This window comes from Bacillus sp. NP157, assembly GCA_018889975.1.
Classification (GTDB): domain Bacteria; phylum Pseudomonadota; class Gammaproteobacteria; order Xanthomonadales; family Rhodanobacteraceae; genus Luteibacter.
Genome location: CP076546.1, coordinates 2,080,090 through 2,104,015, shown reverse-complemented (window position 1 = coordinate 2,104,015; position 23,926 = coordinate 2,080,090). Strand labels below are relative to the sequence as shown.

The following is a 23,926-nucleotide window of genomic DNA, read 5'->3' as shown; positions in this document are numbered from 1 at the left end:
TCCGTTAAGTATAGCCCTGCGTCATTGCACCGCGCCAACGCTTTTGCCGTATGTCTGAGATATCAAATACCCAGTGGTCTTATCTGCCAAGCCGGCTCGGCCCGCTCCCAGACTTCGTCGAAATAGGCCATTAATCGAGAGGTCTCACCCGCCGCATCGAGCGAGCCCTCTGCATCGAAGCGGCTGGCCACGGGCCTGAACAGAAACGCACTGAGCTCGTCCACGGTGAAGGCGGAGCCGTAATGCAGGTGGGTTTCGTCGGTGGGCACGCGGATGGCGACCGCCGTCGGCAGGCGTTGGGCGAGGGCGACCAGGCGATGTCCGTCGCGATGGGCGCGGTTGGCATCGTGGGTCAGGATCCGGATGCGGGCATGCCGGCCACTGGTGGCCAGCCGGCGCAGCTCGGCCATGGCCTCATCACTCTCCAGCACGCCGGCGTCCATCACCGGCAGGTAGATCGACGCCCGGTAGCGGGCGCCGCTGAGGAGGCGGACATGGGCGGCTTCGAGGCCAGCCCGGTCGACGGCCTCCAGCTTCATGTCCGCCGCCCCGGTCACCGACGGCGGCCCTTGCGGATGCCGAGGTGGCCGTCGTTGACGAGGGCCAGCAGGACGGCCTTGCCGGCCGCGCCGGGGGCCTTGTCGAAGGTGGCTTCGCGCTGACCCGACAGCGTTTCGGCGAGGTCGGCCGGGCACTCGTACGCGCTGCCGCTGACGTAGAGCGTGGCGTCTTTCTTGCCGCGGACCCAGGCCAGGCGGGCGAACGGGTGGCGGACGAAGGTCGAGCCGCCGTCGAGGGCCTTGTCCAGCGCGGCGGCAGTGGTCGCCTTCGGCGGGGGCGCGGCTTCCTGGGCGTTGCGGTAGCGGGTGATGAAGCGGCCGAACCATTCCGCCAGCAGGTCGCGGTCGAGCGCGGCGGCGAAGGGCAGGGCCTGGCGCAGGCGGTTCAATGCGGCGGCATCGATCTCGCCGGCACGCTTTGCGGGCGTGAGGTCGGCGTCGGTGTAGCGCAGTTCCTCGGGCATCCGCTCGGCGAGGAAGTCGGCGAGGTCGCCCGTGAGCTCGGCCTGCGAGGGTGCGCGCATGCCGATCGACAGGGTCATGCAGTTGCCGATGGCCACGCCATCGTGCGGGACGCCCGGCGGCAGGTACAGCATGTCGCCCGGCTCCAACAGCCATTCGTGGGTCGGTTCGAACGTTTGCAGCTGCTTGAGCTCCACGTCGTTGCGGAAGTCCAGCGGCGCGTCCGGGTCGTCGCTGATCGCCCAGTGGCGCTCGCCGATGCCCTGCAGCAGGAAGACGTCGTACTGGTCGACGTGGGCGCCGACGCCACCGCCGTCCTCGGCATAGGAGATCATCACGTCGTCGACCCGCCAGCTGGGCAGGAAGGCGAAGGTTTCGAGCAGGGCGGCCACGTCGGCGTCCCATTTGTCGACGTCCTGGACGAGCAGGGTCCAGTCACGCTTGGGGGTCTTGCCGAATTCGGCCTCGTCGAACGGGCCGTTCTTTACCGTCCACCTGTCGCGCTTTTCGTCGTGGATGATCAGGCGGGCCAGAACTCCTTCCTCGCAGGCCAGGCCGGCCAGGTCGTTGGGCTGGATCGGTGCCTCGAATCCGGGGAAGGCATTGCGGATAAGTAGCGGTCGCTTCTGCCAGTAGTCGCGTAGGAATTGCGTGGCGCTCATGCCCAGCGGCTGCGTGGCGTTGCCACGGACTTCGATGGGGAGGGGCTTGCGGGTGGGGGTCTTGATAGCCATGGGCGGGATTGTATCGGTTCGCCGCTTCGCGGCGCATGCCCCCACGGCCTTCGGCCGAACCGCCGCCCTGTAGGAGCGCGCCTGCGCGCGATGGCCGTCCGCGCGGCGCTCGAACCTGGCCGCAGGACAGCCCTCGGTGCCTACCCTCGCTGCTCAGACAGGTCCTCCGCGCTCGATAAGGATGGCCGCAGCCGCGGCCCATGTATTTATATGGCCTTCGGCCGCTCGCTTGTGCGGAACTCGCCTCGAGGGTAGGCACCGAGGGCTCTCTTCATCACTGGGGCAAGCTGGCTGGAGCGCCTGCGTGCGGCTCGACTGCCGATGACCAGGTGGCGTTGCTCTTCGCCTACAAACCGAGTCCGAATAGATAGCGCTCGAGGACGTTCGCGCGGTCGCAGTATCGATACAGCTCGGCCTGTGCCACATCGAGATCCGTCGTCTGGTTCGTTCCGCCGATGTCGGTCTCTGCCGTGATCGACTTCACGTTGAAATCGAGCCATGCCCGCTCGGCTGCTCGCAGGCTAGCCTTGGACTTGTCGTCCAGATGCGTCATCAGTGCGCTGTAAGCTTTGTTGAGGCGGCGGTCTTGCACCTTGAGTTCCGTCGAGATGCAGTTGGAAAGCTCTGCCTTGTCGAAGCCGGTTTTCTTCGTGCAGGCGAAAAACGCTTCCGTGATGCCTTTCGGTGCCGAGTGCCTCAAGGCTTGCTCCGTCGAGTCATCGAATGCCGAGACGATGGTAGGCATTGCGACAAGGCAGAGCGCAACGACGGTAGCGAAGGTTTTCATCCCGGATATCCTTTCAGGTGAGGTCTGCGTCCGTCAGGGCGACAGCCTGGGAGAACGTAATGGCTGAGGCAGCGCACGTCCAATGCACGGATGACTGGCCAAACAAAAGCCCGGCATGGCCGGGCTTTTGATCGTTCGCATCCGTGGATCGGTCAGATGGCTTTGGCCAGCTTGTCGGCGAGGCCGATGTAGGTGGCGGGGGTGAGCTCCGCGAGCGCCTTCTTCGCGTCGGCGGGCATGTCGAGGCTGTCGATGAAGGTGCGCATCGATTCCTTCGTGATGCCCTGGCCGCGGGTGAGGGCCTTGAGCTGTTCGTAGGGTTCCGGCAGGCCGTAGCGGCGCATCACCGTCTGCACGGCTTCGGCGAGGACTTCCCAGCTGTTGTCGAGGTCGGCGGCGATGCGCTCGGCGTTGACGTTGAGCTTGCCCAGGCCCTTCATCAGCGATTCCAGTGCGACCAGCGAGTGGCCGAACGCGGTACCCAGTGCACGGAGCACGGTGGAGTCGGTGAGGTCGCGCTGCCAGCGGCTGATCGGCAGCTTTTCGGCGAAGTGGCCGAGCAGGGCGTTGGCCAGGCCGAAGTTGCCTTCGGCGTTTTCGAAGTCGATCGGGTTGACCTTGTGTGGCATCGTCGATGAACCGACTTCGCCGGCCTTCAGCGCCTGGCGGAAATAGCCCAGCGAGATATAACCCCAGATGTCGCGGGCGAGGTCGATGAGGATGATGTTGATCCGGCGCAGCACGTCGGCGAACTCGGCGATGCCGTCGTGCGGTTCGATCTGCGTGGTGTACGGGTTGAAGGTGAGGCCGAGGCCTTCGACGAAGCCTGCGGCGAGCACCGGCCAGTCGACGGCCGGGTAGGAGATCACGTGCGCGTTGTAGTTGCCGACGGCGCCGTTGATCTTGCCCGGGATCTCGATGGCGACGAGCTGCTTGCGCTGGCGCTCCAGGCGCGCGACGACGTTGGCCAGTTCCTTGCCCATGGTGGTCGGCGAGGCGGTCTGGCCGTGGGTGCGCGCGAGCAGCGACAGGCCGGCGAGGTCGTGCGCCATGCCGCGCAGCTTGCCGATCACCTGGTCGAGCGAGGGCAGCAGCACCGTTTCGCGTGCGTCGCGCAGCATCAGCGAGTAGGCGAGGTTGTTGATGTCTTCGCTGGTGCAGGCGAAGTGGACGAATTCCTTCGCCTGGGCAAGCGCGGCTTCGTTGCCGATCTTTTCCTTGATGAAGTATTCGACCGCCTTGACGTCGTGGTTGGTCGTGGCTTCGATCGCCTTGATCCGCTCGCCGTCGTCGACGGAGAAGTCGTTGGCGATGGCTTCGAGGCGGGCCACCGAGTCGGCCGGGAACTCGGGCAGTTCGACGATGCCCGGATGGCGGGCGAGGGCGAGCAGCCAGTGGATCTCGACGTGCACGCGGCGGTGCATCAGGCCGAACTCGCTGAAGATGGGGCGCAGCGAACCCGACTTGGAGGCATAGCGGCCGTCCAGCGGCGAGAGGGCGGTCAGCGTGGCGTGGGACATGGTGGGGTCCTGGGAAGCGAGAAGCGGGGCAGCCGGTGATTATACCCGGGTGGGGGCGGGGCTGGCGGGGGGTGATCGCGCGCAGGCGCGCTCCTACAGGGGGGGGCGGCGGCTGTGTGGGACCGCGCCCGATGACGTTATCCCCCGATGGGTCTATCGTTATCGGGCTCCCACCAACCGGATCCCCACCGATGACCAGATTCCGTACCGAACGCGACAGCATGGGCGAATTGAAGGTACCCGCGAAGGCGCTCTATGGCGCCCAGACCCAGCGGGCCGTGGACAATTTTCCCGTGTCGGGCCTGGCGATGCCGCGCGAATTCATCCGCGCCCTGGGCCTGGTCAAGGCCGCCGCCGCCGAGGCCAACGTCAAGCTCGGCCACCTCGACAAGGCTGCCGCCAGGGCGATCCGTGCCGCTGCCGACAAGGTCGCGGCCGGCGACGTCGACGAGCATTTCCCGATCGACGTATTCCAGACCGGCTCGGGCACCAGCTCGAACATGAATGCCAACGAGGTGATCGCGCACCTCGCCGAGGCCGCCGGCAGCAAGGTCCACCCCAACGACCACGTCAATGCGGGCCAAAGCTCGAACGACGTGATCCCCACGGCGATCCTGGTCAGCGCCACGCTGGCCACCAGCGAAAAGCTGTTGCCCGCGCTGAAGCACCTGCGCAAGACCATCGACACCCGCGCGAAGGAATTGAAGAAGGTCGTCAAGACCGGCCGCACCCACCTGATGGACGCGATGCCGATCACCTTCGGCCAGGAGCTCAGCGGCTGGTCCGCGCAGGTTCGCGATGCCGAAGAGCGCATCAACGACACGCTCAAGCGTACCCGCCGCTTGCCGCAGGGTGGCAGCGCGGTCGGCACCGGCATCAATGCCGATCCGAAGTTTGGCCCCGCGGTCGCCGTGGAGCTGGGCAAGCTCACCGGCGTGAAGTTCGAATCGTCCGACAACTATTTCTCGGGCATGGCCGCGCAGGATGCGCCGGTCGAACTGTCCGGCCAGCTGCGCACGCTGGCCGTGGCGGTGATGAAGATCGCCAACGACCTGCGCTGGATGAACTCCGGTCCGCTGGCCGGCCTCGGTGAAATCGAGTTGCCGGCGCTGCAGCCGGGCTCGTCGATCATGCCGGGCAAGGTCAATCCGGTGATCCCCGAAGCAGCGGCCATGGTCGCCGCACAGGTGATCGGCAACGACGCCACCATCGCGATCGCCGGGCAGTCGGGCAACTTCCAGCTCAACGTCATGCTGCCGGTGATCGCGTACAACCTGCTGCAATCGATCGACATCCTCGCCAACGTCACCCGGTTGCTCGCCGACAAGGCGATCGCTGGCTTCAAGGTCAACGAGGAACACATCCGCGAGGCGCTGGACAAGAACCCGATCCTGGTCACCGCGCTCAACCCGGTGATCGGCTATGAGAAGGGCGCGGCCACGGCGAAGCAGGCTTACAAGGAAAAACGCCCGATCATGGACGTGGCGCTGGAGACGACCGGCCTGTCGAAGGCCGAGCTGGCCAAGCTGCTCGATCCGGCCGCCCTGACCAGGGGCGGCATCCACGGCGGCGGTGGCGGCGGCGGTTAACGCCGCCGCGGCAGCCAGAGTTCCAGCACGGTGGCCTTGCCCGTACCCGGCGGCAAGGCCACGGCGCGTGCCTTCACGTGCGCCAGTTGCGGCAGCGTGGTGTTCGCCCAATCCACCAGCGCATTCGCGCACGACGCCCCGTTCGATGCGTACAGCACCGTCGGCGCGCGCCATTCGAACGGCGTGCGCGTGCCGTTGTGCGACGCACTCGTGCTGACGTTTTCCACGCCCGGCACGACCAGGCCCAGCGCATGCACGCGGGCGAGCACGTCGACCGCTGCCGTGCGGCTCGCCTCGTCATACACCTGCGTATAAAGCGTGTAGGGCTGGGTCGGCTGGCCGCAGGCGTTACGCACCTGTTCCTCGAGTTCGCTGGCGGATGGCGCCGGCCGCGCTGCCTCCGCCGCGGGCGGTGACTTGAGCGATGAGGCGACCACCGAGGCGACCACCGCGGCGGCGGTCGTCGGCTCAGGCGGCCTGGCGGAACCGCCTTGCGTCTCGCGCGGCATCGCACCGGGCCGGTTGCCGGCCATTCCCTCCGGCGGCGGGGGTGCCGGTGCTGGCATGGCCACCGGCGGCGGTGGTGGTGGTGGCGGTGGCGCGACGTCGGCCATGGGTGGCGGCGGGGCGACGGCGGTCGTATCGGGTTGTGGCGGCGGTGCCGCCGGCGGCGTTTCGGCACTCGTGTTGGCCACGCCTTCGTCAGTGGCGTGCCCGGGGTCGCGCCAGCGATCGTAATCGCGCATGGCCAGTTGCCATGACGTCGGTGGCACGCTGGTCCGCCACGCGAGGATGTTGGCGTAGTACTCGCAAGTGCCCTGTTGCTGCGCGTCGGTGGTCGCGTCGCAGACGGTGGACAGCGGGGCAACCAGCCCGGCGAGGCGCTCACGCAAGCGGTCCGGCATCTGCACCGAGGCCAGGTCGCGCAGCAGGTCGGCGATCTTGCTGCGCATGCCATCGTCGAACTGCGTGCCAGGCTGGAAGCTTCCGCTGATCGCCAGCGCCTTGCCGGTAATGTCCTGGGTTTTCTGCTGCGTGGCCGCCTGCAAGGCGGCTTCCTGCTGGCGCGCCGAGTCGATCGCCTGCCAGCCCGCGATGGCGGCGGTGAACACCGCGCCGAGGCCGATCGACGTGCCGACCGTGGTCGCCATCTGCCGGAACCGGCTGGGTGGGATCGCCGTCGGCGTCAGCGTTGACGACTGCGTGCCGACCACCGTGCCCTGCCACGCCCAGGTCGACAGTTGATCCAGCATGTCGGCCGTGATCGAGCTGCCCAGGCACACGCCCAGCTGGCAATAGCTCTCCCATTGCGACTCGCTGAAGAACTGCTGCGACGTGCTCTGCTGCGGGAAGGTCGGTTCGCGATCGGCGTAGCCGGCGACGTCCAGTGGCAAACCCTGGGGCAGGCGCGGCTTCACGATCAGCAACGTGCCCTGCGCACCGCTCGGATAGACGATGCGCGCGAGCAGCAGATGCGCTGGCGCGGGATCCGAGGTCATCGTGTCCGGCGTGGCGAACAGCACGGCCGACGTGCCGGCGAGCGGCGCCAGCGACAGCGGATCGATGAAGGCGATCGACGCGTCGTAGTCGATGCGTGCCTTGCGCACAAGGTTTTCGACATCGGCGAAACGGTAGTCCGGGTCGGCACCGCAGTCGACCAGGACGATCAGGTTGAGCTCGCGCTTGAGCAGTGCGTAGACGCCGGTGTTGTCGAAGTGGCCGCCGTCGCTGAGGTACCAATCCGCGTCGCGCACGCCCGGGAAGCGCGCGAGCATCTCGCGTAGCAACGCCTGGTACTTCGCGACGAGGCTACGTTTCGGGGGTGGCTCGCTGGCGAGGTTGCGCTGCCAGTAGCCCAACCGCAAGCCGCTGAGGAACAACAGCGCCGCCGTACCCGACTGGGTCAGCGAGCCCATGCCCGAGCCGAGGGCGGCGCCGGAGATGGCGACCCATTCGGCGAGCGTCGTCCGTTGCAGCGTGGGCAACACGGCCGGGTCGGGTCCGTGCGTACCGGTCTCGACGCCCAGCGCGCTGACCGACAGGTTCACGCCCTTGCGGTCGGCGTTATAGGTGCCGGTGCGGTCGTCCACCGTCTGGTTGATGCAGCAGTTCACCAGATGGATCGGCCCGCCGAAGCGGTACGGGGTGTAGTCGGTGAGGGCCACGTCGTCGCCCGGCAATAGCTCGGTGACCTTCACGATGGTCTCGGTCGTGGCTCGCGTGTTCGGTGCGAGCAGGGGCGCGGGGAAGCGGGTGCGCGCGGCGGTGCTGGCGTCCGGCGCATTGCCGACGGCGACATACGTGCGCGCCAGGCGTGAACGATAGAACAGGTGCAGCGACGACTGGTTGAGCTGGCGCATGTCGCGGCCGTTGATCAGGAGGTAGACCACGACCACCAGGGCAGCGGCGGCCCAGCGCACCCACGCGTGCTGGAAGATGCCGCTGCCACCCTGGTCGGGCGGGAAGACCAGGAACTGGAAGATCGTGGTCCAGAACAGCACGATCAGTGCGAGGGTCGACAGGCCAAGCACCTGCGCAACCACGTTCAACGACACCTTGGGACCGGCCTTGCCCGACGGCTGCAGCAACGGCATCACGGCGCGCACCAGCGCAAGCAGGACGGTAGCGATGCCGGCGCTGGTGAACAGGCCGAGGCCCGGATGCAGGTTGCCCAGGCGCGAGCGCACGTACCAGCTCAGCATGTCGACGCCGCCGATCAACGCGATCAGGACGAACAGTCCGTTGAAGGCGGTGAAGGCATGCGCATAGCGCACCCGGTTGGCTTCCTCCGTGCGCAAAGCCGAACTGATCCGTGCGGCGACCCAGGCCAGCGGGCCGGGGCCGAAGAACAGGGCGCAGGCGGTCCATAGCACCTGTTCGACCGGATCGTGGCTCGCCCATGCACGCATGCCCAGGCTATAGCTGGCGAAGCCCGCGGCGACCGCCGTGACCACGCCGGCCAGGGTCACGCGGCCGAGGAACCAGTACCCATAACACGCGATGGCCGCCATGATCGATGGGATCGGCAGCAGCCACCACCACAGGCTGACGATCACCGGCAGCGACCACCTGTCGTCGGGCATGGCGGTGTATGCGAGGTGGGGCAGGGTAATCAGGCAGGCAAGGACGATCGCCAGCACGGCGACTTCGACCTGGGTGGCGATGAAGCCACGCAGCTGGGTCGCCCAGGTCTGGAACAGGTCACCCGCACCGGCCGGCGCGAGGAAGCGTCCGTTATTGCGTAGCCACCACAGGAACGAGGTGTCGTCGCGCCCGAGTCCCTCTTCCACCGCGGCGGCGCCGCCACCCTGGCCAGGATGGAACAGACGTCCAAACGCCGAGCCCGCATAGCCACCGCCCGAAACGGTCGACAGGTAGTCGAAGCGGTGCACGAGCCGGTGCCGGGCCAGGGCGCGCAGGACGCCGAGGCAGAAGGTCGCGCTGCGGATGCCACCACCGGAGAACGCCAGGCCGGTGCGTGGAGCGTCGGAAGCCAGCCCTGCCTGCGCGCGGCGCGTGGCCAGGGCTTCGTCTTCGAGCGTGGTCGCCATGCGCCTCTCCCCGGGGCGACGTGCCAACGTTCGTTTTTAGACCCCGGGCAGGGTGGCCACAATCGGCCATAGGGCTTACGCCATCAGTGCGGACAGGCCGGATGGCGATTTGCGACGGTGTCCTCGGTTTCCGGTCCGCGTTTGTCGTAGGGCACGTAACCTTCCCAATACCACGGGAAACAGGTCTTCCCCAGTGTCGCGTCGAGCAACGCCGGGAAGATCGATTCGGCGCGGCTCGAGTTGCTCATCAACAGCACGCAGTCGCGCGAACGCGACAGGCAGACGAAGACGTTGTTGGTGCCGTCGTCGTGCCCTCCCTTGAAAAACGCCGGGCCGCGCGGTGAATCGAACGTCCCCACGCCCATGGCGTAGCCCAGCGAAATCGCATCATTGTCGTCGGTGTCAGGCAGGTTCATGGTCGGGAACTGCCGCACGGAGCGGATCCGCACCACGGGTTTCAGCCACGTCGCGTAAGCCGCCTTCGACAGGCCGTCGCCGCGGACCATGGCCGCCAGCAGGTTTGCGTAGTCATGGATCGTGGTGTCCATCGAGCCCGCCGCGCGCGTGGATTCGCGCTGCTTGTGGCCCAGCGCCTTGTCATCGAGCCCGTAGCCGATGGCGAGGTTGTCGGCGAAGTCGGGCCGCCACGTCATGCTCGTGCGGGTCATGCCGAAGGGTTTGAACAGCCGGTCCTGCATCAGCGTGGCGACGTCGATGCCCTTGCCGTTCTCGAGCACGAACTGCAGCAGGTTGATGCCCTCGCCGGAGTAGCCGTACTTCGTGCCGGGCTCCTGGTAGAAGGCGAGTTTCGCGTCGGCGTCGTAGTCCTTGCCGGGCGGGAAAAAGCGGAAGTTGGGGAAGCCCGAGCGATGGCTGAGCAGCAGGGCAGGGGTAAGCTTCTTCCAGCGATCGTCGCCGGCCAGGTCGGCGTACTTCTCGTACGTGGGGAGCGGCCTGGGCAGGTCGCCCGCGATGCTCGCATCGAGGTCGAGCCGTTTCGCATCGACCAGCCCCATCACCGCATAAGCGAACGCGGCCTTGGTCAGCGATGCGGCGTACATCACCGTGTCGGTGGTGAGCGGCAGCTTCTTTTCCAGGTCGCGGAAGCCATAGGCCTTGACCGAAACCACCTTGCCGTCGCGGATGATCGCCACGGCCAGGCCGGGAACATCGGCGGCCTTCATCAGGCCGGGAACGGGATCCCCCGCGGCGAAGGCCGGGAGCGTGGCGGCCGCGCAGGCCGCGAAGAGCATCGAACGAAGCATGTCCAACCCCTCCATGAAAAGACGGCCTCCGAAGAGGCCGTCGTCGCGTGTGGTCGATCAGGAATCGTCGCGCCAGCGGCGGAACCAGATGGCACCGGCGATCATCGCGATGCCTGCCAGTGCGCCGATCCAGGTCGAGGGATTGGCCAGCGCGCTGTAGTGGTAGGACAGGTCCAGGGCGTTGAGCACCGCGGCCGGGTCGTCATGTCCCGGGATCATGATCGGCGAGGTCTGGCCGACCCAGCCGCCGGGGATGAGACTACCCAGCAGGCGACCCACGACGTTCGTCCAGAACCAGCTGCTGTTGCGGTTGAAGATACCCATCACGCCGAACCAGCTGACCACGATGCCCGCGGCGGTGGGCAGGGCCAGGGCCCAGAGGATCGGCTTGCTACGTGCCCAGGCCGAGCAGAGCAGCAGCCAGCCGAGGGTCGGCAGCGCCCAGATGGCGTACAGCGGCAGCAGCAGGAGCAGGGTGAACACGACGCGGAACGGATGGGCCTCGACCAGCAGGCGCCAGGCCGGCACGCCGTGGAACGTAGCGAAGATGGCGACCACGATCATCAGCAGCAGGCCAGCGATGACACCCGTGACCACGGCGATGGCCGGGGCGAGGAACACGGCGCTGACAGCCTTCGACAACACGGTGGACGTATCCGACAGCGGCAGCGACTTCCAGAACAGGATGCTGCGGTCGCGACGGTCGTCGTACAGGGCGCCAAGGCAGTAGAAGAACACCACGATGGCCATGATCCCCAGCAGCAGGAAGGTCACCCCGTACAGCGTCATGTCGAGCACGGCGCCGGCCTGGGCCAGGTTGCCACCGTTGAACGCACCTTCGAAGTTGGTGTGGAAGCTGTCGCCCGTCCCGACGCCGGCCCAGCGACGGCCCAGCACCTCGGCGGTGATCAACAGCATGACATTGAGCACCAGCGCGACGATGCCGGCCACGATGGGCGCGGTGAAGAAGCCGCCCTTGTGTTCCCAGAATTCGCGCTTCACCAGCCAGTAGAAGCTTTTCATGCGTAGGTACCCTTCATGGTGGCGACGAACAGGTCGCCGATCGACGGGCGCCGCACCTCACCGAGGCTTTCCAGCTGCGGGCGGCTGACGTTGTCGAAGAGGAAGATGCTCTTGCCGAACACCTGTCGCTCGTCCAGCGGATTGAGCTGGCGGGCGGCGGCGGCCAGTTCGGCGTTGACCAGCACTTCCGCGAAGCGCTCGCCCAGGCTTTCCATGTCGGTGTCGAGCACGATCTTGCCGTCGCGGATGAACATCAGGTCGGTGAGGATGTGTTCGATCTCCTCGACCTGGTGCGTGGTGACGATGATGGTCTTCTCCTCGTCGAAGTAGTCTTCGAGCAGCGACTGGTAGAACTGCTTGCGATAGAGGATGTCCAGGCCCAGCGTGGGTTCGTCCAGCACCAGCAGCCTGGCGTCGATGGACATCACCAGCGCCAGGTGGAGCTGGACGATCATGCCCTTGGACAGCTGCTTCACCTTCTGTTGCGGCTGCAGCTTCGTGCGGGCCAGGAAGGCGTCGCACTTGGCGCGGTCGAAACGCGGGTGGGTGTTGGCGACGAAGTCGACGGCGTCGCGCACTTTCAGCCAGCGCGGCAGCACGGCGACGTCGGCGATGAAGCAGACCTGTTCCATCAGCTTGCCGCGATCCTTGCGCGGATCCAGGCCGAGCACGCTCAGCTCGCCATCGAACTGCGTCAGGCCGAGGATCGCCTTCAGGGCGGTGGTCTTGCCGGCGCCGTTCGGGCCGATCAGGCCCACGATGCGGCCTGCTTCGATCTGGAAGCTGGCGCCATCCAGGGCAGCGCCGCTCTTGTAGCGCTTGGTCAGGCCGTTGGCAGTGACGACCGCAGTCATGACGCGTCCTCCGCGGAGCCATTGGCCTCGCGCATCAGGGTTTTGAGGTCGAGGCCCATGCGCTGCAGGCGGGCAAACAGCGCCGGCCATTCTTCGCGCAGGAAGCGCTCCCTTTCACTCTTGAGCAGCGCGTCGCGCGCTCCATCGATCACGAACATGCCAAGACCCCTCCGTTTCTCAACCAGTTGTTCGTCGACCAGCTCCTGGTACGCCTTCGAAACGGTCAACGGGTTGATTTGGAAATCCCCCGCGACCTGGCGTACCGACGGCAGCGGGTCGCCTTCGTTCAAGGCGCCGTCCAGGATCATCGCCACCACGCGTTCGCGGAGCTGGCGGTAGATCGGGACGCTGTCGTTCCAGGTGATGGACATGTAGTTCAATCCTTCGCCGAATGGCGCAGTGCGTTGCCAAACGAATAGTAGGGCATGGCGAGCTGTGCGCTGATCAGTGCGGCGGCGCGATCTTCCGCGCTACGCCGCAGGGCATCAGCGGCTGAATCCAGGGTGGCTTCGCCCAGCTGGGCGGCTTCGCGCACGTCGGCGGCGGTGGGCCGCACTTCGAGTGAAGGCAGGTCGACGACACGGATGCCGTTGACGAAGTGCGGCGCGGCGACCATCGCGGTGGCGCGGTCATCGAAGGAGCGCAGGGCGAACACGCTCGTGCCGGCAATCAGGAAGGAAGCGGTCAGGGCGATCAGGTTCGGCGCTTTCATGGGGCGACTCCGATGACGTTTGCTGCGTGTGGCGTTGGGTTACAGGGAGGCGACGCTGGTGCCTTCGTCGGCGTAGACGACGACGGGGGCGAGGTCGGTGACGTGGGTGCCGTTGATCTCACTCAGCGGTGCGACGGCGAACGTGCTGGCGTGGAACATGCCGAGGGCGGCGAAGGCGATGGCGAGGGAGGCGGCCAGGGCGACGTAGTTGAGGCTGTTCAGGGTTTTCATGGTGCTCTCTCCAGTAGTGGTCTGGGTGACCGGTGTTGTAGTGAACTATAACACCAGATTTTGAGTCGTCAAGAAAAATCTCTTGGATTTCCATATGACTTATGGCCTATGCCGGGTCCGGGGGTGTGGTGGTGCGGTAGCGGTCCGGGCACCCCTTCGGATGCGGCACCCCGCCAAAGGGTTGCAAGGCGCCGCCCATTGGCGTGCCCCAGCGTTGCCGCAACATTGCCGGGCGGGGTGGCGCGAGCGGAGGCGGAGGCGGGCAGGCCCTTGGGGCCGCCAATCGCAGTCCTGCGGACCGGGCCGTAGCCTCACTGGGGCGAAAACCGTGGACTGAGCGGCCCTCTGCTCAATGTCGGCCCCAAGGGCCTTCCCACCCGCGCCTCCCTCAACCTACAGGCGCAAAAAAAGGCCGCGATCGCTCGCGGCCTTTTTCCTTGCCTCAACGCCTGGCTTTAAAGCTCCGCGCGGAACTCGACGCCGATGATGCGCGGGTCGTTGACGAAGGCGGTGCGATTGTTGAAGTCGATGCCGCCCGTGATCACCTTCTTGTTGGTGATGTTGCGGCCGTAGAGAGCGACTTCGCGCTTACCGAAGTCCCAGTTGTAGCCGACGCGCACGCCGCCTTCCAGGAACGGCTTGCTCTTGAACTCTTCCGAGTCGTACAGGAAGAAATTCACTTCGCTGCGGTAGTTCCAGTCGGTGTAGACGAAGAACTCGCCGCTTTCGCCGTACGGGATGCCGTAGCGGGCCGTCCAGGTGCCGATCCACTTCGGTGCATTGGGCAGCGTGTTGCCGTTGATCAGCGCATTGCCCGAGGCGTTCAGCGGATCGATCACGGTGCAGCCACCGCCGCAGGGAGCGACGGCCAGGTCGTGGTCCTTCAGCTCGGTGTGGTTATAGCTGCCGCCAGCGGTCATGTAGAACTGCGGGGTCAGGTAAGCCTCGAGGTCGAACTCGGCGCCGTAGCCTTCGGTCTTCTTCGCGTTGATCAGCTCGGTGACGTTGCTGCTGCCGCCCACGGCGGTCAGCTGCTGGTTGTGCATGTTGTACTTGTAGACGTCGGCGTTGAAACGGATCTTGTTGTCGTCCGAGGTGGACTTGTAGCCCACTTCATACGAGGTGATCGTCTCGGGCTTGGCCGTCGAGATGCTGTTGGCGAAGTTGATGCGGCCCTGCACGCTGGGCGCGCGGAAGCCGTTGGCGACGCGGGCATAGACGTTGGAGTTCTTGCTCAGCTGCCACGTGCCGGTCAGGTCGCCGCTCCAGCGCGAGTCGGTCGGGTCGGACGTGAGCGGGCCCACCGGGCCGGTGAAGCCGAGGAAGCGGGTCGCCTTGAAGTCACGCTTGTCGTGCGACCAGCGCGCGCCGGCGCGGACGTCGAACGTGTCGGTGAAGTTGAAGTCGGCCGAACCGAACAACGCATACGCCTTCGTGCGCTGGCTCTGGTCGACCCAGCCGTTCAGCACGTGGTTGTTGAGCGTGTCGTACGAGAAGTTGGTGATCGCGATGTCTTCGTCGAAGTAGTAGGTACCGACCTGCCACTTCAGGCGCTCCGCGTTGTCGTTCGACAGGCGGAATTCCTGGGTGATCTGGCGGTCCTTCGGCAGCGCGTCGGCCGTCTCAGAGTAGAACGGGGTGGTGCGGTTGGTGTAGCTCGCCTTGGCCGGCGTTTCGGAGGCGTCGTAGCCGCCGTCCACGTCGCCCAGGCTGTAGGTGGTCGCACGCTCGAGGCCGGTGATCGACGCGAAGTTAAGGTCGCCGAAGTGCCAGTTCAGGTGCAGGTTGCTGCCCCAGGTGAACAGGTGCTGCTTGTTGTTACCGTCCTGCGAGACCGAGTCGCGGTCGAAGCCCTGGACGAACTGGTTGCTGCCCGGGGTGATCGCGTCGGCGCGGTTGACCATGGCGCTACCGTCGAGCCAGCGCGCGTGCACGTTGATCAGCGCGTCGAAGTCGTCGGTAGCCTTGTACAGGGCCTGCAGGCGCACGGCGCGATCGTTGTAGCCGCCGAGGTCGTCCTTCTTGCCGCTGTAGTCGTTGTCGATCCAGCCGTCCCGGTGCTGGGCGAGGGCCGACACGCGGCCGGCCCAGTTGCTGGCCAGCTTGCCGCCGATCGCGGCTTCGGCGTTGGCCGTGCCGTACGAGCCGTAGGACACGCGGGCGTAGCCCTCGGTCTCCTGGGTCGGCTTGCGCGACTCAAACTTGATGACGCCCGCGGGCGAGTTACGGCCGAACAGGGTGCCCTGCGGACCACGCAGCACTTCGACCTGCTCGAGGTCGAACAGCGGGAAGCCCTTCAGGATCGGGTTCTCCTGCACGATGTCGTCGTAGACCATCGATACCGGCTGCGATGCGTTGAGGTCGAAGTCGCTGTTGCCGAGGCCGCGGATGTAGAAGCGCGGGAACTCACGGCCGTAGGACGTTTCGGCGTAGACGCTGGGTGCGCGCGAGGCGAGCTGGAGCACGCCGTCGCCGGCCTGGCCGAAGGCTTCCAGCTTTTCGCTGGTCAGCACGGTCATGGAGATGGGCACCTTCTGCAGGTCTTCCGTGCGCTTTTCAGCGGTAACGGTGACGGTCTCGAGGGTGGCCGACTTGGCCTTGTTCGCCGGGGCAGTGGCCTGCGTGGCGTCCTGGGCGAATGCCGAACCGGCCGCAAGGACGGTGGCGATGCTCAGGGCAATGGCGAGGCGACGCGGCATGCGGCGCGTGCTGGCATGGGACATGGTGATGGTTTCCGCCTGGGTGGGGGTACTTGGGAAGGAAAACGAGCCTCGCCAACGTACGAACCGTTCGTACGGTGCCAAATCCCCTGGCGAGGCCCGAGCTTCGCAAATTATCCCCGTGACGGGCTCATGACGGAAGTGTTGCCCGCATGTAACAGCGCCTTTTCCTTGCGATTCGTAGGTGTCACGGAAGTGACATGGGCGCTGGCTAACGTGCCGGCCTGTCGACCAATTCGACACGTTGCGCGCCGATAGCATCGCTATCGCCGACGTTTGAGTATTTTCTCAACCACTTCCTCAGATATTTCGGAGCAGTCCTGCCATGAAACGACTTCCCCTGGCCGCCGCCTTCTGGACGATGTGCGGTACCGCGGCCGCCGAGGGCGCCCCGCAGGCGGCGATCGAGCTTTACGTGGATACGACGACCCGGCAGATCTTTGCGGAGCCCGGCCCGGGCCGTCAGCGGCTCGGCAAGTTCGTGCAGGCGTCGGACGAGGCCGCGCCGGCCACCGCGACGGCGGCCACGGCCGTGCCCACTGCGCCCGCTGCGACCCCGCACGCGGGGGCGCCGACAGCGGGCGGGACATCGGCCGTGGGTGCCCCGGCCGTCGCGGTCGCGAAGCCGTCGGCATCGTCGTCGTCCAAGGCCTGGTACGAGAAGCTTGCGATCCGCGGCTACGTGCAGATGCGCTACAACCAGGGCCTGGATGACGGCGCGAAGGACCTGAAATCGCCAGGCGATCGCTTCATCGGCCGTGACCAGGGCTTCGGTATCCGCCGCGCACGCGTGGTGATCAGCGGCGACGTGACCGACAAGATGTCGATCTACATCCAGCCCGACCTCGCCAGCACGCCGTCGGGCTCGAGCACGACCAACTTCGCCCAGCTGCGCGATGCCTACGCCGATCTCTGGCTGGACAAGGAAAAGACCTGGCGTATCCGCGCCGGCCAGTCGAAGGTGCCGTACGGCTGGGAAGACCTGCAGTCGAGCCAGAACCGCATCGCGCTGGATCGTGCCGACGCGCTGAATTCCGGCGTGCGCGACGAGCGCGACCTCGGTGTCTTTGCGTACTGGACCCCGGCCACGGTGAAAGAGCGTTTCGCCTACCTGCAGAAGTCCGGCCTGAAGGGCTCGGGCGACTACGGCATGTTCGGCCTGGGCGTCTACAACGGGCAGGGCGCCAACCGACCGGATCGCAATGACCAGCTGCACACCGTCGTGCACTTCTCCTACCCGTTCAAGTTCGCCAACGGGCAGTACCTCGAAGTGGGTGCCGACGCGTACACCGGCCGCTATGTCGTGACCACCGGCTCGGCGGCGATCAACGGCAGCACGTTCACGCCGACGGTCGATGCCCCGGAGGAAGGATCCACCGATCGCCGCGTCGCCGCGCACGTGGTGTATTACCCGCAGCCGTTCGGCTTCCAGGCGGAGTGGACCGTGGGCAAGGGCCCGGAGCTCGACGTCGCCCGCCGCGTCATCCGCACGAAGTCACTGCGCGGCGGCTATGCGCAGCTGATGTACAAGATCGACGGTGGCCTCGGTGCGCTGATCCCGTACGCGAAGTGGCAGACCTATCGCGGTGCGGCGAAGTTCGACACCAATGCACCGAAGATGGAGGTCGACGAGCTGGAAGCCGGCGTGGAATGGCAGCCGTCCAGCGCGGTGGAGCTGGCCGTGGCCTTCGCCAACATGCGCAGGACCGATGTCAGCGCGGCCCCGTACAAGCGGATCGACGGCAAGCTGGTGCGCGTGCAGCTGCAGGTGAACTACTGAGTAGGAGCGCGCCTGCGCGCGACAGCGTCTCGCGATGACATGCAAACACTGCTTTTCATCGCGAAACCCTGTCGCGCGCAGGCGCGCTCCTACAGTTACTTCTTTTTCGCCAATGACTTTTCGCGGATGGCCTTGAACTCGCTGCCATCTTTCCACGTGGGCCATTCGTCGCTGTCGGCCAGCTTTTCGCCGACCTTGTAATAGGCCATGACGTTCTGCATCACGCCGGTGAAATCCCAGCGCATGTCGTAGACGTCGGTGGGCTGGTGGTAGCGGTTCTTCGTGTAGTCCTCGTCGGCGGCGCGGCCGGCCGCCTTGCCGCCGGTGACCATGTCGATGCCGCTACCGGCCGCAAGGGCGGGCACGCCGGCCTTGGCGAAGTTGAAGTGGTCCGAGCGGAAATAGTGGCCTTTTTCCGGGGTATCGTCGCCGCTGACGACGCGGCCATCGGCCTTGAGCACCTCGGTCAGCGTGTCTTCCAGCGTGCCCTGGCCAAGCCCGGTGACCTTCATGTCCTTCGTCGGCCCGGTGATCGGCAGCGCATCCATGTTGATGTCGGCGACGGTCTTGTTGAGCGGGAAGGGCGGGTGCGCGACGTAATACTGCGAGCCGAGCAGGCCGGATTCTTCCATCGTCACCGCGGCGAACACCACGGTCCGCTTCGGCTTGTCCTGGGCGAACTTGCCCGCGATCTCCAGCAGGGCGGCGATGCCCGTGCCGTTGTCGACCGCGCCGTTGTAGATCTGGTGGCCCTTGAGGTTCGCATCGTGCCCCAGGTGGTCCCAGTGCGCGGTGTACACCACGGCCTCGTCGGGCTTGTCGCTGCCTTTGACCATGCCGATCACGTTGTTGCTCAGCGAATGGCTGATGTTGCTGTGCAGTTCGATGTTGGCCTTCGCATCGAGGGGCACGGCCTTGAAGCCGCGCACGCCGGCCTGTTTCGCCAGGTCGTCGAAGTTCTTGCCCGCCTTTGCGAACAGGCGCTGGGCGGCCTCGTGGGTGAGCCACCCCGCGACCGGCACGCGCGGTGCCGGATCTTCGCTGGCGGGCAGGTCGAGGCGCGGCGTGGTCCAGCCGCTCTGCACGACGTTCCAGCCGTACGCGGCGGGCTCGGTCTGGTGGACGATGAACACAGCCGCCGCGCCCTGGCGGGCCGCTTCTTCGAACTTGTAGGTCCAGCGACCGTAGTAGGTCATCTCGCGACCCTTGAACAGCTTCGGATCGTTGCCGTCCCAGCCCGGGTCGTTGACCAGTACAACCAGGGTCTTGCCCTTGACGTCCACGCCGTCGAAGTCGTTCCACTGCGCTTCGGGCGCGTCCACGCCGTAACCGGCGAAGACGATGTCGGAGTCCTTCAACTCCACGTCGGACTTCGCCTGCAGGGTACCCACCACCATGTCGGTGCCAAACGCGAACGCCTCGGTCCCGCCGCCTTCGGCGACGTTGAGTTTCAGGCTGTCCTGGCCGGTGAGCTCGGTGGACACCGCCGGGACGGTCTGCACCCACTCACCCTTGTTGCCGGGCTCCAGGCCCATGCGCTTGAACTGCTCGATGATGTAGTTGGTGGTCAGCCGCTCGCCGAGCGTGCCGGGTTTGCGGCCGTCGTACTCGTCCGAGGAAATGACCCGCAGGTGCGCCGCGAAGTCGCCGGCGGTGATCTCCGGGGTGAAATCGTGCTTCTCGTTGGCCACCGCCGGCAGGGGCGGGGGCGGCGAGGTGGCTGGCTTCGCGGGCGCCGTGGAGGCGGCGGCCGGCGCGGCCTTGTCGTCGTCGTGGGAGTGGCAGGCCGCCAGCGCAAGGGCGGACAGGCAGGCGAGGGCAATACGGCGCATCGGTGGGGATCCCCGGCGTCAGTGGCTCGGATCCTGAGTGTAGCCGCATCCGTCCCGCTGTCGCCTGATACGCAGGCAGGTCATAATGGTCGGCTTTTCGCCGCCCAGAAGACCCATTCCATGCGCATCGGCATCGACTTCGGCACCAGCTATTCCGCGGCAGCGGCCATCGTGGACGGCCAGTTGCAGCTGGTCCGCTTCGGCGACGAACGCCAGTTCCGCACCGCCGTGTTCTTCCCAGAGGTGGTCCCGGACTTCGACGACTTCGTCCTGACCCCCGTGCTCGAGGCCGAGGTGGACGCGATCGTGCGCAGCACCCGCGCCGACGAGCGCCGCACGGGACGCAGCCCGCGCGCCGAGCGCGACGTGCGCCGGGACGCGATCCGGATCGTCCGCCGCCAGTGGATGGAGGAGCGGATCCGCGAGGCTTCCTCGTCGGTGGCCAGCTTCCAGGACGCCCTGTTCGGCGAGGAAGCCGTCGAGGCCTACCTCGAAGAGGGCACCGGCAACCTGATCGAATCGCCCAAGTCCATGTTCGGCTTCAAGCTGGACAGCCGCGTGCGCAAGACCATCGTCAGCATCGCGGCACACATCCTCGAGCACGTCCGGCTGGTCGCGACCCGCCAGTTCGGCACCCCGGTGCGCGAGGCGGTCATTGGCCGCCCCGTGGAGTTCCGCAGTTCGATGGGCCCGGCCGGTGGCGACCAGGCCCTGGGCATCCTGCGCGAAGCCGCGGGCGTGGCCGGGTTCGACGCGGTCTCGTTCCTGGAAGAGCCGGCGGCGGCGGCCATGCACTACCACCTGTCCCTGGCGGAGCGGCAGCGCGCCCTCATCGTCGACATCGGCGGCGGTACGACCGACGTGGCCTATGCCGAGCTCGGCGCCGGCGAGGCGCCGGTGATGCATCGCAGCTGGGGCTTGCCGCGCGGCGGCACCGACCTGGACGTGGGGATGAGCCTGCACAGCTTCATGCCGCTGTTCGGCAAGGATGTGTCGGGGGTGCCCGTGCACCATTTCGTGGAAGCGGCGAGCGTGCACAACCTTCCGAAACAGCGCGAATTCCGCAGGCAGGACTACAAGATGGTCGATGAGCCTTTCGCGTCGCGCCTGCGTGCGTTGCAGGGCACGGGTGCGACTACGCGGCTGAACCAGTCCGCGGAGCGCATGAAAATCGAGCTTTCCGGCGCAGGCGAGGCCTCGGCCGCGCTGGACTTCATCGAGCCCGGCCTGGCCAGTGCGGCCGTGTCGGCCGATTTCGACGCGGCCTCGGAAGACTTCCTCGACCGCATGGCGCGCCTGCTCGCCACCGCCGGAACCGACATCGCGGCGGACGCCCCGACCAGCATTTTCCTCACCGGCGGCACCTCCCGCTCGCCGCAAGTTCGTGCGCGCGTCGCAGCCAGCTTCCCGGGCATCCCGGTCGTGCACGGCGACCCCTCGCTAGGTGTCGTTTCCGGACTCGCACAAGCAGCTATTTTGCCAGTTCTGTCAAATGTTTCCGAGCGTTCCTAAGCTAATTCGGCACTTTCACAAATCGCTGGCATTTCGTCCCTTACACGGTTAGTTATAGCGGCGGGGGCCGTCCGATTCCGGGCGGTATCACGCCTATGGAGTTTCAAGCGTGGGTGGGCGTGGGGCTCACCTGGATAACGCGGGGGTGCGTATGGGACTGTGGACAGATCGTTTCCGGACCGATGGCAGGACAGCAGCCGTTGGCGTCGCCACCAGGACATGGAGGGCGCTCGCATGACGCGGCCTCTCGATGCCCGAGACCTCGAGGATTTCGACCTCGTTACCCTGGGCGCAGCGCTCGGCGTATGCGACGTCGACCTGCTCACGCTCAGCCCCGCGCGACCTCGGGCCGCCGTTGCCTCGCGAACGCACGATGGCGTCACCTACTTCACGGCCCACCTGGATTTCGACGTGCGCGGCTCGCTCACCGTGCCCGACGACTCCTGCATCCTCGTTTACCTGCATGAAGCCGGTGAGCGCAGCTGGTGCCAGGGCGTAGGCATCGAATCGGAAATGGCGGTGACGTTGCTGCGCGGCACGCCCACCGACTTCATGTTCGAGCGAGGTACCCGCTTCACCCTGGTGGTCGCGCCGTATGCCCGCTTCCGGGCCCGTTTCATGGCCTCCGACCACGCCGATGTCGACATGGCCGCGCAACGCCTGCGTTTGTTCGGGGTGACCTCCGAACCGCTGCGCCGTGCATGGCGACAGATCCGCGATCGCGTCCGCGATAGCGAGGAGCCCAGCTTCAACCCGGTGGAAGACCTGCTCGACGAACACATTCGTGTTGCGTTGAGTTCTTCCTCAGAGGATCGCCCGGTTGCGTCGCGTGGCCGTCGCGCGCACTACCAGGTGATGCGACGGGCGGAGCGCTTCATGCGCGCCAACCTTCGTCGCGATATCTACTCGCAAGAGCTCTGCCAGGCGGCGGGTGCCAGCGAACGCGGGCTGCGTTACGCCTTCGACGACCTGCTCGGCATCCCGCCGAACCGCTACCTGGCCATGTTGCGCCTGTGCACCGCGCATCGCAGCCTGGTTACCGCGGAAGCGGGGCGTCGGTCGGTCAAGTCCGTGGCGCTCAGCTGTGGCATGTGGGACCTGTCGCGTTTCGCGGAAAAGTACCGCAGCGTGTTCGGCGAACAGCCGCGCGAAACCCTTACCCGCAGCGTGCCGGATGACCTCGCCATGGAGGAAATCGACGACCTGTGATGTGACGCAGGCCTGTTGATTGACAGGGACGACCGGCAGGGAGTGGTGCGGTGGTGCAGGTGGTCGGCAGGGACGGAAGCAACTTCGGGTTGCCTTTCGGCGAGCGTAGAGGTATTGGTAATGCAAGTCCTAGCTTGCATCACATGCCGAAACGACTCGATATACGGCTTCTTGCCCCGTCCGGTTACGCAGAAGATCGCGCCGCCTGCCACCGCGCCGTCGAACGTCTGGAAGCCGCCGGGCACCGCGTGCTCGGCGGCAGTGTCCTCGACCGCGTTGCCCTGCGTTTCGCCGGCAGCGATGCCGAACGCGCCGCCGACATCAACCGGCTGGCCGATCCGGATGAACCCATGCCCGATGTCGCCATGGCGATCTGTGGCGGCTATGGCGCCATCGCATTGCTGGACAAGCTCGACTACGCCGGCCTGAAAGCACGTTTCGCGCAAGATCCCTGCGTGTTCGTCGGACATGGCGACTTCACCGCCATCCAGTGCGCTTTGCTGGCCAAGTGCAATATCGGCAGCCTGCATGGCCCGATGCTGGTCCAGGATTTCGGTGCCGGTTACCTGCGCGAAACCACCTGGCGGCATTTCTGGCAAACCCTGCAGGGTCCCGTTGCCGACGTCGCCTGGGCCTGCGAGGGCACGCCGCCGATGCAGGTGGAAGGCACGTTGTGGGGCGGTAACCTGTCGGCGCTATGCAGCCTGGTCGGTACGCCGTACCTGCCGACGGTCGACGACGGCATTCTCTACATCGAAGAGACCGGCGAGCAGGCCTACCGTATCGAGCGGATGCTCTACGAACTCTTGCTGGCCGGTGTGTTGTCGGGACAGCGCGCGATCCTGCTCGGCGGCCTGGGCGGCCAGCGTGTCAGCGAATACGACAATGGCTACGACATCGACCATGCGCTGGAGCGTTTCAGCGTCGCGTGTGGGTTGCCGATGGTGCGCGGGTTGGCGTTTGGCCATGGGCCGGACAAGTGGACGCTACCCTTTGGTGCGAAGGGCGTGCTCGAGGTGCGCGACGGGAACGCGTATCTGTCGGCGCGGGGTTACCGGGCCGTGGCGGGGTGATGGGTCGCGTGGTGGACGGTCGCGCGCGGGCGCGCTCCTACAGGGGTGGGCTGTAGGGCGCGCGGCTTGATTACGCGGTGACTTGCGTGGCGCCGATGACGCCAATGAAGACGATCGAGAGCATCCAGAAGCGAGCGGGGTCGCGCCAGACGCAGACGCCGAGGCAGATGATGCCGAGCGTGCACGAGACGATGCCGGCGGCGGTGAGGCCAAGCGTGGCCAGCGACGGGTCGCTGCTGCCAGAGGCGATGAGCATCGGACGGAAGATGGCGTACCACGCCAGGATGAGGCAGGCACCGCCGACGATGCCGAGTAGCCAGTTGGACGGATGGTTCTTCGGCAACAGCTGGATGCCGAGGTAGATCGCGAGTACGACGACAGCGAAAACGATGAGCAGCAAAGCCATGCATTAGCCCCTTTGTCGTGGCCTGCGGTCCCCACCGCGTAAGCCGTTTCCCGAGAATGGACCCTAAAGCCGCCGAGGTCATGCTGCGCCGCGGTACGCGGTGCAG

At 66.3% G+C, this 23,926-nt stretch carries 19 protein-coding genes; 5 read left to right on the top strand and 14 right to left on the bottom strand.

Annotated features, from left to right (window positions below; genetic code table 11):
- Nucleotides 1-62: 62 nt before the first annotated feature.
- The 4 genes from KPL74_09525 to purB form a co-directional block, all read right to left on the bottom strand.
- Complete coding sequence (locus KPL74_09525) at nucleotides 63-539, bottom strand: hypothetical protein (protein QWT22236.1); 477 nt, start codon at nucleotides 537-539, stop codon at nucleotides 63-65.
- 14 nt (nucleotides 540-553) lie between these two features.
- Nucleotides 554-1,756 (bottom strand): cupin domain-containing protein, encoded by a 1,203-nt coding sequence (locus tag KPL74_09520; GenBank protein ID QWT22235.1) that lies wholly within the window; start codon nucleotides 1,754-1,756, stop codon nucleotides 554-556.
- 346 nt (nucleotides 1,757-2,102) lie between these two features.
- On the bottom strand, nucleotides 2,103-2,543 hold the full coding sequence (locus tag KPL74_09515) for a DUF1311 domain-containing protein (protein ID QWT22234.1): 441 nt from the start codon (nucleotides 2,541-2,543) through the stop codon (nucleotides 2,103-2,105).
- Between the two features lie 152 nt (nucleotides 2,544-2,695).
- Nucleotides 2,696-4,063, bottom strand: coding sequence for an adenylosuccinate lyase (gene purB / locus KPL74_09510; protein ID QWT22233.1), 1,368 nt, complete (start codon nucleotides 4,061-4,063; stop codon nucleotides 2,696-2,698).
- Between the two features lie 191 nt (nucleotides 4,064-4,254).
- Between purB and KPL74_09505 the strand changes: the two genes are divergently transcribed.
- Nucleotides 4,255-5,652, top strand: coding sequence for a class II fumarate hydratase (locus KPL74_09505; protein ID QWT22232.1), 1,398 nt, complete (start codon nucleotides 4,255-4,257; stop codon nucleotides 5,650-5,652).
- Here KPL74_09505 and KPL74_09500 read toward each other — a convergent pair.
- The 8 genes from KPL74_09500 to KPL74_09465 all read right to left on the bottom strand — a co-directional run bounded on the left by KPL74_09500 (nucleotide 5,649) and on the right by KPL74_09465 (nucleotide 16,011).
- On the bottom strand, nucleotides 5,649-9,203 hold the full coding sequence (locus tag KPL74_09500; protein ID QWT22231.1) for a patatin-like phospholipase family protein: 3,555 nt from the start codon (nucleotides 9,201-9,203) through the stop codon (nucleotides 5,649-5,651). The two genes, KPL74_09505 and KPL74_09500, sit on opposite strands and share 4 nt — an antisense overlap.
- Nucleotides 9,204-9,286: 83 nt before the next feature.
- Nucleotides 9,287-10,468: a beta-lactamase family protein gene (locus KPL74_09495; protein ID QWT22230.1), complete on the bottom strand. Its 1,182-nt coding sequence runs from the start codon at nucleotides 10,466-10,468 to the stop codon at nucleotides 9,287-9,289.
- Between the two features lie 57 nt (nucleotides 10,469-10,525).
- Nucleotides 10,526-11,491 carry a hypothetical protein gene (locus KPL74_09490; GenBank protein QWT22229.1) on the bottom strand — a complete coding sequence of 322 codons (966 nt, stop codon included), beginning with the start codon at nucleotides 11,489-11,491 and terminating at the stop codon, nucleotides 10,526-10,528.
- The gene (locus KPL74_09485) at nucleotides 11,488-12,345 is read right to left on the bottom strand and encodes an ABC transporter ATP-binding protein (protein ID QWT22228.1); all 858 of its coding nucleotides are present in this window, start codon (nucleotides 12,343-12,345) and stop codon (nucleotides 11,488-11,490) included. Before KPL74_09485 ends, KPL74_09490 begins: the two co-directional genes overlap by 4 nt.
- A complete protein-coding gene (locus KPL74_09480) occupies nucleotides 12,342-12,716 on the bottom strand; it encodes a GntR family transcriptional regulator (GenBank protein ID QWT22227.1) in 375 nt (124 codons plus the stop codon). Before KPL74_09480 ends, KPL74_09485 begins: the two co-directional genes overlap by 4 nt.
- Before the next feature lie 5 nt (nucleotides 12,717-12,721).
- On the bottom strand, nucleotides 12,722-13,057 hold the full coding sequence (locus tag KPL74_09475) for a hypothetical protein (GenBank protein ID QWT22226.1): 336 nt from the start codon (nucleotides 13,055-13,057) through the stop codon (nucleotides 12,722-12,724).
- A 39-nt stretch (nucleotides 13,058-13,096) separates the two neighbouring features.
- Nucleotides 13,097-13,288 carry a hypothetical protein gene (locus KPL74_09470; GenBank protein ID QWT22225.1) on the bottom strand — a complete coding sequence of 64 codons (192 nt, stop codon included), beginning with the start codon at nucleotides 13,286-13,288 and terminating at the stop codon, nucleotides 13,097-13,099.
- Nucleotides 13,289-13,743: 455 nt separating this feature from the next.
- The gene (locus tag KPL74_09465; protein QWT22224.1) at nucleotides 13,744-16,011 is read right to left on the bottom strand and encodes a TonB-dependent receptor; all 2,268 of its coding nucleotides are present in this window, start codon (nucleotides 16,009-16,011) and stop codon (nucleotides 13,744-13,746) included.
- A gap of 322 nt (nucleotides 16,012-16,333) precedes the next feature.
- On the opposite strand from KPL74_09465, the gene KPL74_09460 reads away from it, so the two are divergent.
- Nucleotides 16,334-17,788 carry an OprO/OprP family phosphate-selective porin gene (locus KPL74_09460; protein QWT22223.1) on the top strand — a complete coding sequence of 485 codons (1,455 nt, stop codon included), beginning with the start codon at nucleotides 16,334-16,336 and terminating at the stop codon, nucleotides 17,786-17,788.
- 95 nt (nucleotides 17,789-17,883) lie between these two features.
- Here the strand turns inward: KPL74_09460 and KPL74_09455 are convergent, their stop codons facing one another.
- Entirely contained in the window at nucleotides 17,884-19,620 is a 1,737-nt protein-coding gene (locus tag KPL74_09455; GenBank protein ID QWT22222.1) for a M28 family peptidase, read from the bottom strand.
- Between the two features lie 120 nt (nucleotides 19,621-19,740).
- On the opposite strand from KPL74_09455, the gene KPL74_09450 reads away from it, so the two are divergent.
- The 3 genes from KPL74_09450 (at nucleotide 19,741) to KPL74_09440 (ending at nucleotide 23,414) form a co-directional block, all read left to right on the top strand.
- Nucleotides 19,741-21,132: an Hsp70 family protein gene (locus KPL74_09450; protein QWT22221.1), complete on the top strand. Its 1,392-nt coding sequence runs from the start codon at nucleotides 19,741-19,743 to the stop codon at nucleotides 21,130-21,132.
- A gap of 234 nt (nucleotides 21,133-21,366) precedes the next feature.
- Entirely contained in the window at nucleotides 21,367-22,341 is a 975-nt protein-coding gene (locus KPL74_09445) for a helix-turn-helix domain-containing protein (protein ID QWT22220.1), read from the top strand.
- A gap of 143 nt (nucleotides 22,342-22,484) precedes the next feature.
- On the top strand, nucleotides 22,485-23,414 hold the full coding sequence (locus tag KPL74_09440) for an LD-carboxypeptidase (protein QWT22219.1): 930 nt from the start codon (nucleotides 22,485-22,487) through the stop codon (nucleotides 23,412-23,414).
- Nucleotides 23,415-23,484: 70 nt separating this feature from the next.
- Here the strand turns inward: KPL74_09440 and KPL74_09435 are convergent, their stop codons facing one another.
- On the bottom strand, nucleotides 23,485-23,820 hold the full coding sequence (locus KPL74_09435; protein QWT22218.1) for a hypothetical protein: 336 nt from the start codon (nucleotides 23,818-23,820) through the stop codon (nucleotides 23,485-23,487).
- Nucleotides 23,821-23,926: the final 106 nt, after the last annotated feature.

Coding starts and splice junctions, on each gene's coding strand:
- KPL74_09515 (QWT22234.1), bottom strand. CDS start 2,543: ATGAAAACCTTCGCTACCGTCGTTGCGCTCTGCCTTGTCGCAATGCCT.
- purB (QWT22233.1), bottom strand. CDS start 4,063: ATGTCCCACGCCACGCTGACCGCCCTCTCGCCGCTGGACGGCCGCTAT.
- KPL74_09475 (QWT22226.1), bottom strand. CDS start 13,057: ATGAAAGCGCCGAACCTGATCGCCCTGACCGCTTCCTTCCTGATTGCC.
- KPL74_09455 (QWT22222.1), bottom strand. CDS start 19,620: ATGCGCCGTATTGCCCTCGCCTGCCTGTCCGCCCTTGCGCTGGCGGCC.
- KPL74_09505 (QWT22232.1), top strand. CDS start 4,255: ATGACCAGATTCCGTACCGAACGCGACAGCATGGGCGAATTGAAGGTA.
- KPL74_09465 (QWT22224.1), bottom strand. CDS start 16,011: ATGTCCCATGCCAGCACGCGCCGCATGCCGCGTCGCCTCGCCATTGCC.
- KPL74_09450 (QWT22221.1), top strand. CDS start 19,741: ATGCGCATCGGCATCGACTTCGGCACCAGCTATTCCGCGGCAGCGGCC.
- KPL74_09520 (QWT22235.1), bottom strand. CDS start 1,756: ATGGCTATCAAGACCCCCACCCGCAAGCCCCTCCCCATCGAAGTCCGT.
- KPL74_09485 (QWT22228.1), bottom strand. CDS start 12,345: ATGACTGCGGTCGTCACTGCCAACGGCCTGACCAAGCGCTACAAGAGC.
- KPL74_09480 (QWT22227.1), bottom strand. CDS start 12,716: ATGTCCATCACCTGGAACGACAGCGTCCCGATCTACCGCCAGCTCCGC.
- KPL74_09435 (QWT22218.1), bottom strand. CDS start 23,820: ATGGCTTTGCTGCTCATCGTTTTCGCTGTCGTCGTACTCGCGATCTAC.
- KPL74_09460 (QWT22223.1), top strand. CDS start 16,334: ATGAAACGACTTCCCCTGGCCGCCGCCTTCTGGACGATGTGCGGTACC.
- KPL74_09525 (QWT22236.1), bottom strand. CDS start 539: ATGAAGCTGGAGGCCGTCGACCGGGCTGGCCTCGAAGCCGCCCATGTC.
- KPL74_09445 (QWT22220.1), top strand. CDS start 21,367: ATGACGCGGCCTCTCGATGCCCGAGACCTCGAGGATTTCGACCTCGTT.
- KPL74_09440 (QWT22219.1), top strand. CDS start 22,485: ATGCCGAAACGACTCGATATACGGCTTCTTGCCCCGTCCGGTTACGCA.
- KPL74_09495 (QWT22230.1), bottom strand. CDS start 10,468: ATGCTTCGTTCGATGCTCTTCGCGGCCTGCGCGGCCGCCACGCTCCCG.
- KPL74_09470 (QWT22225.1), bottom strand. CDS start 13,288: ATGAAAACCCTGAACAGCCTCAACTACGTCGCCCTGGCCGCCTCCCTC.
- KPL74_09490 (QWT22229.1), bottom strand. CDS start 11,491: ATGAAAAGCTTCTACTGGCTGGTGAAGCGCGAATTCTGGGAACACAAG.
- KPL74_09500 (QWT22231.1), bottom strand. CDS start 9,203: ATGGCGACCACGCTCGAAGACGAAGCCCTGGCCACGCGCCGCGCGCAG.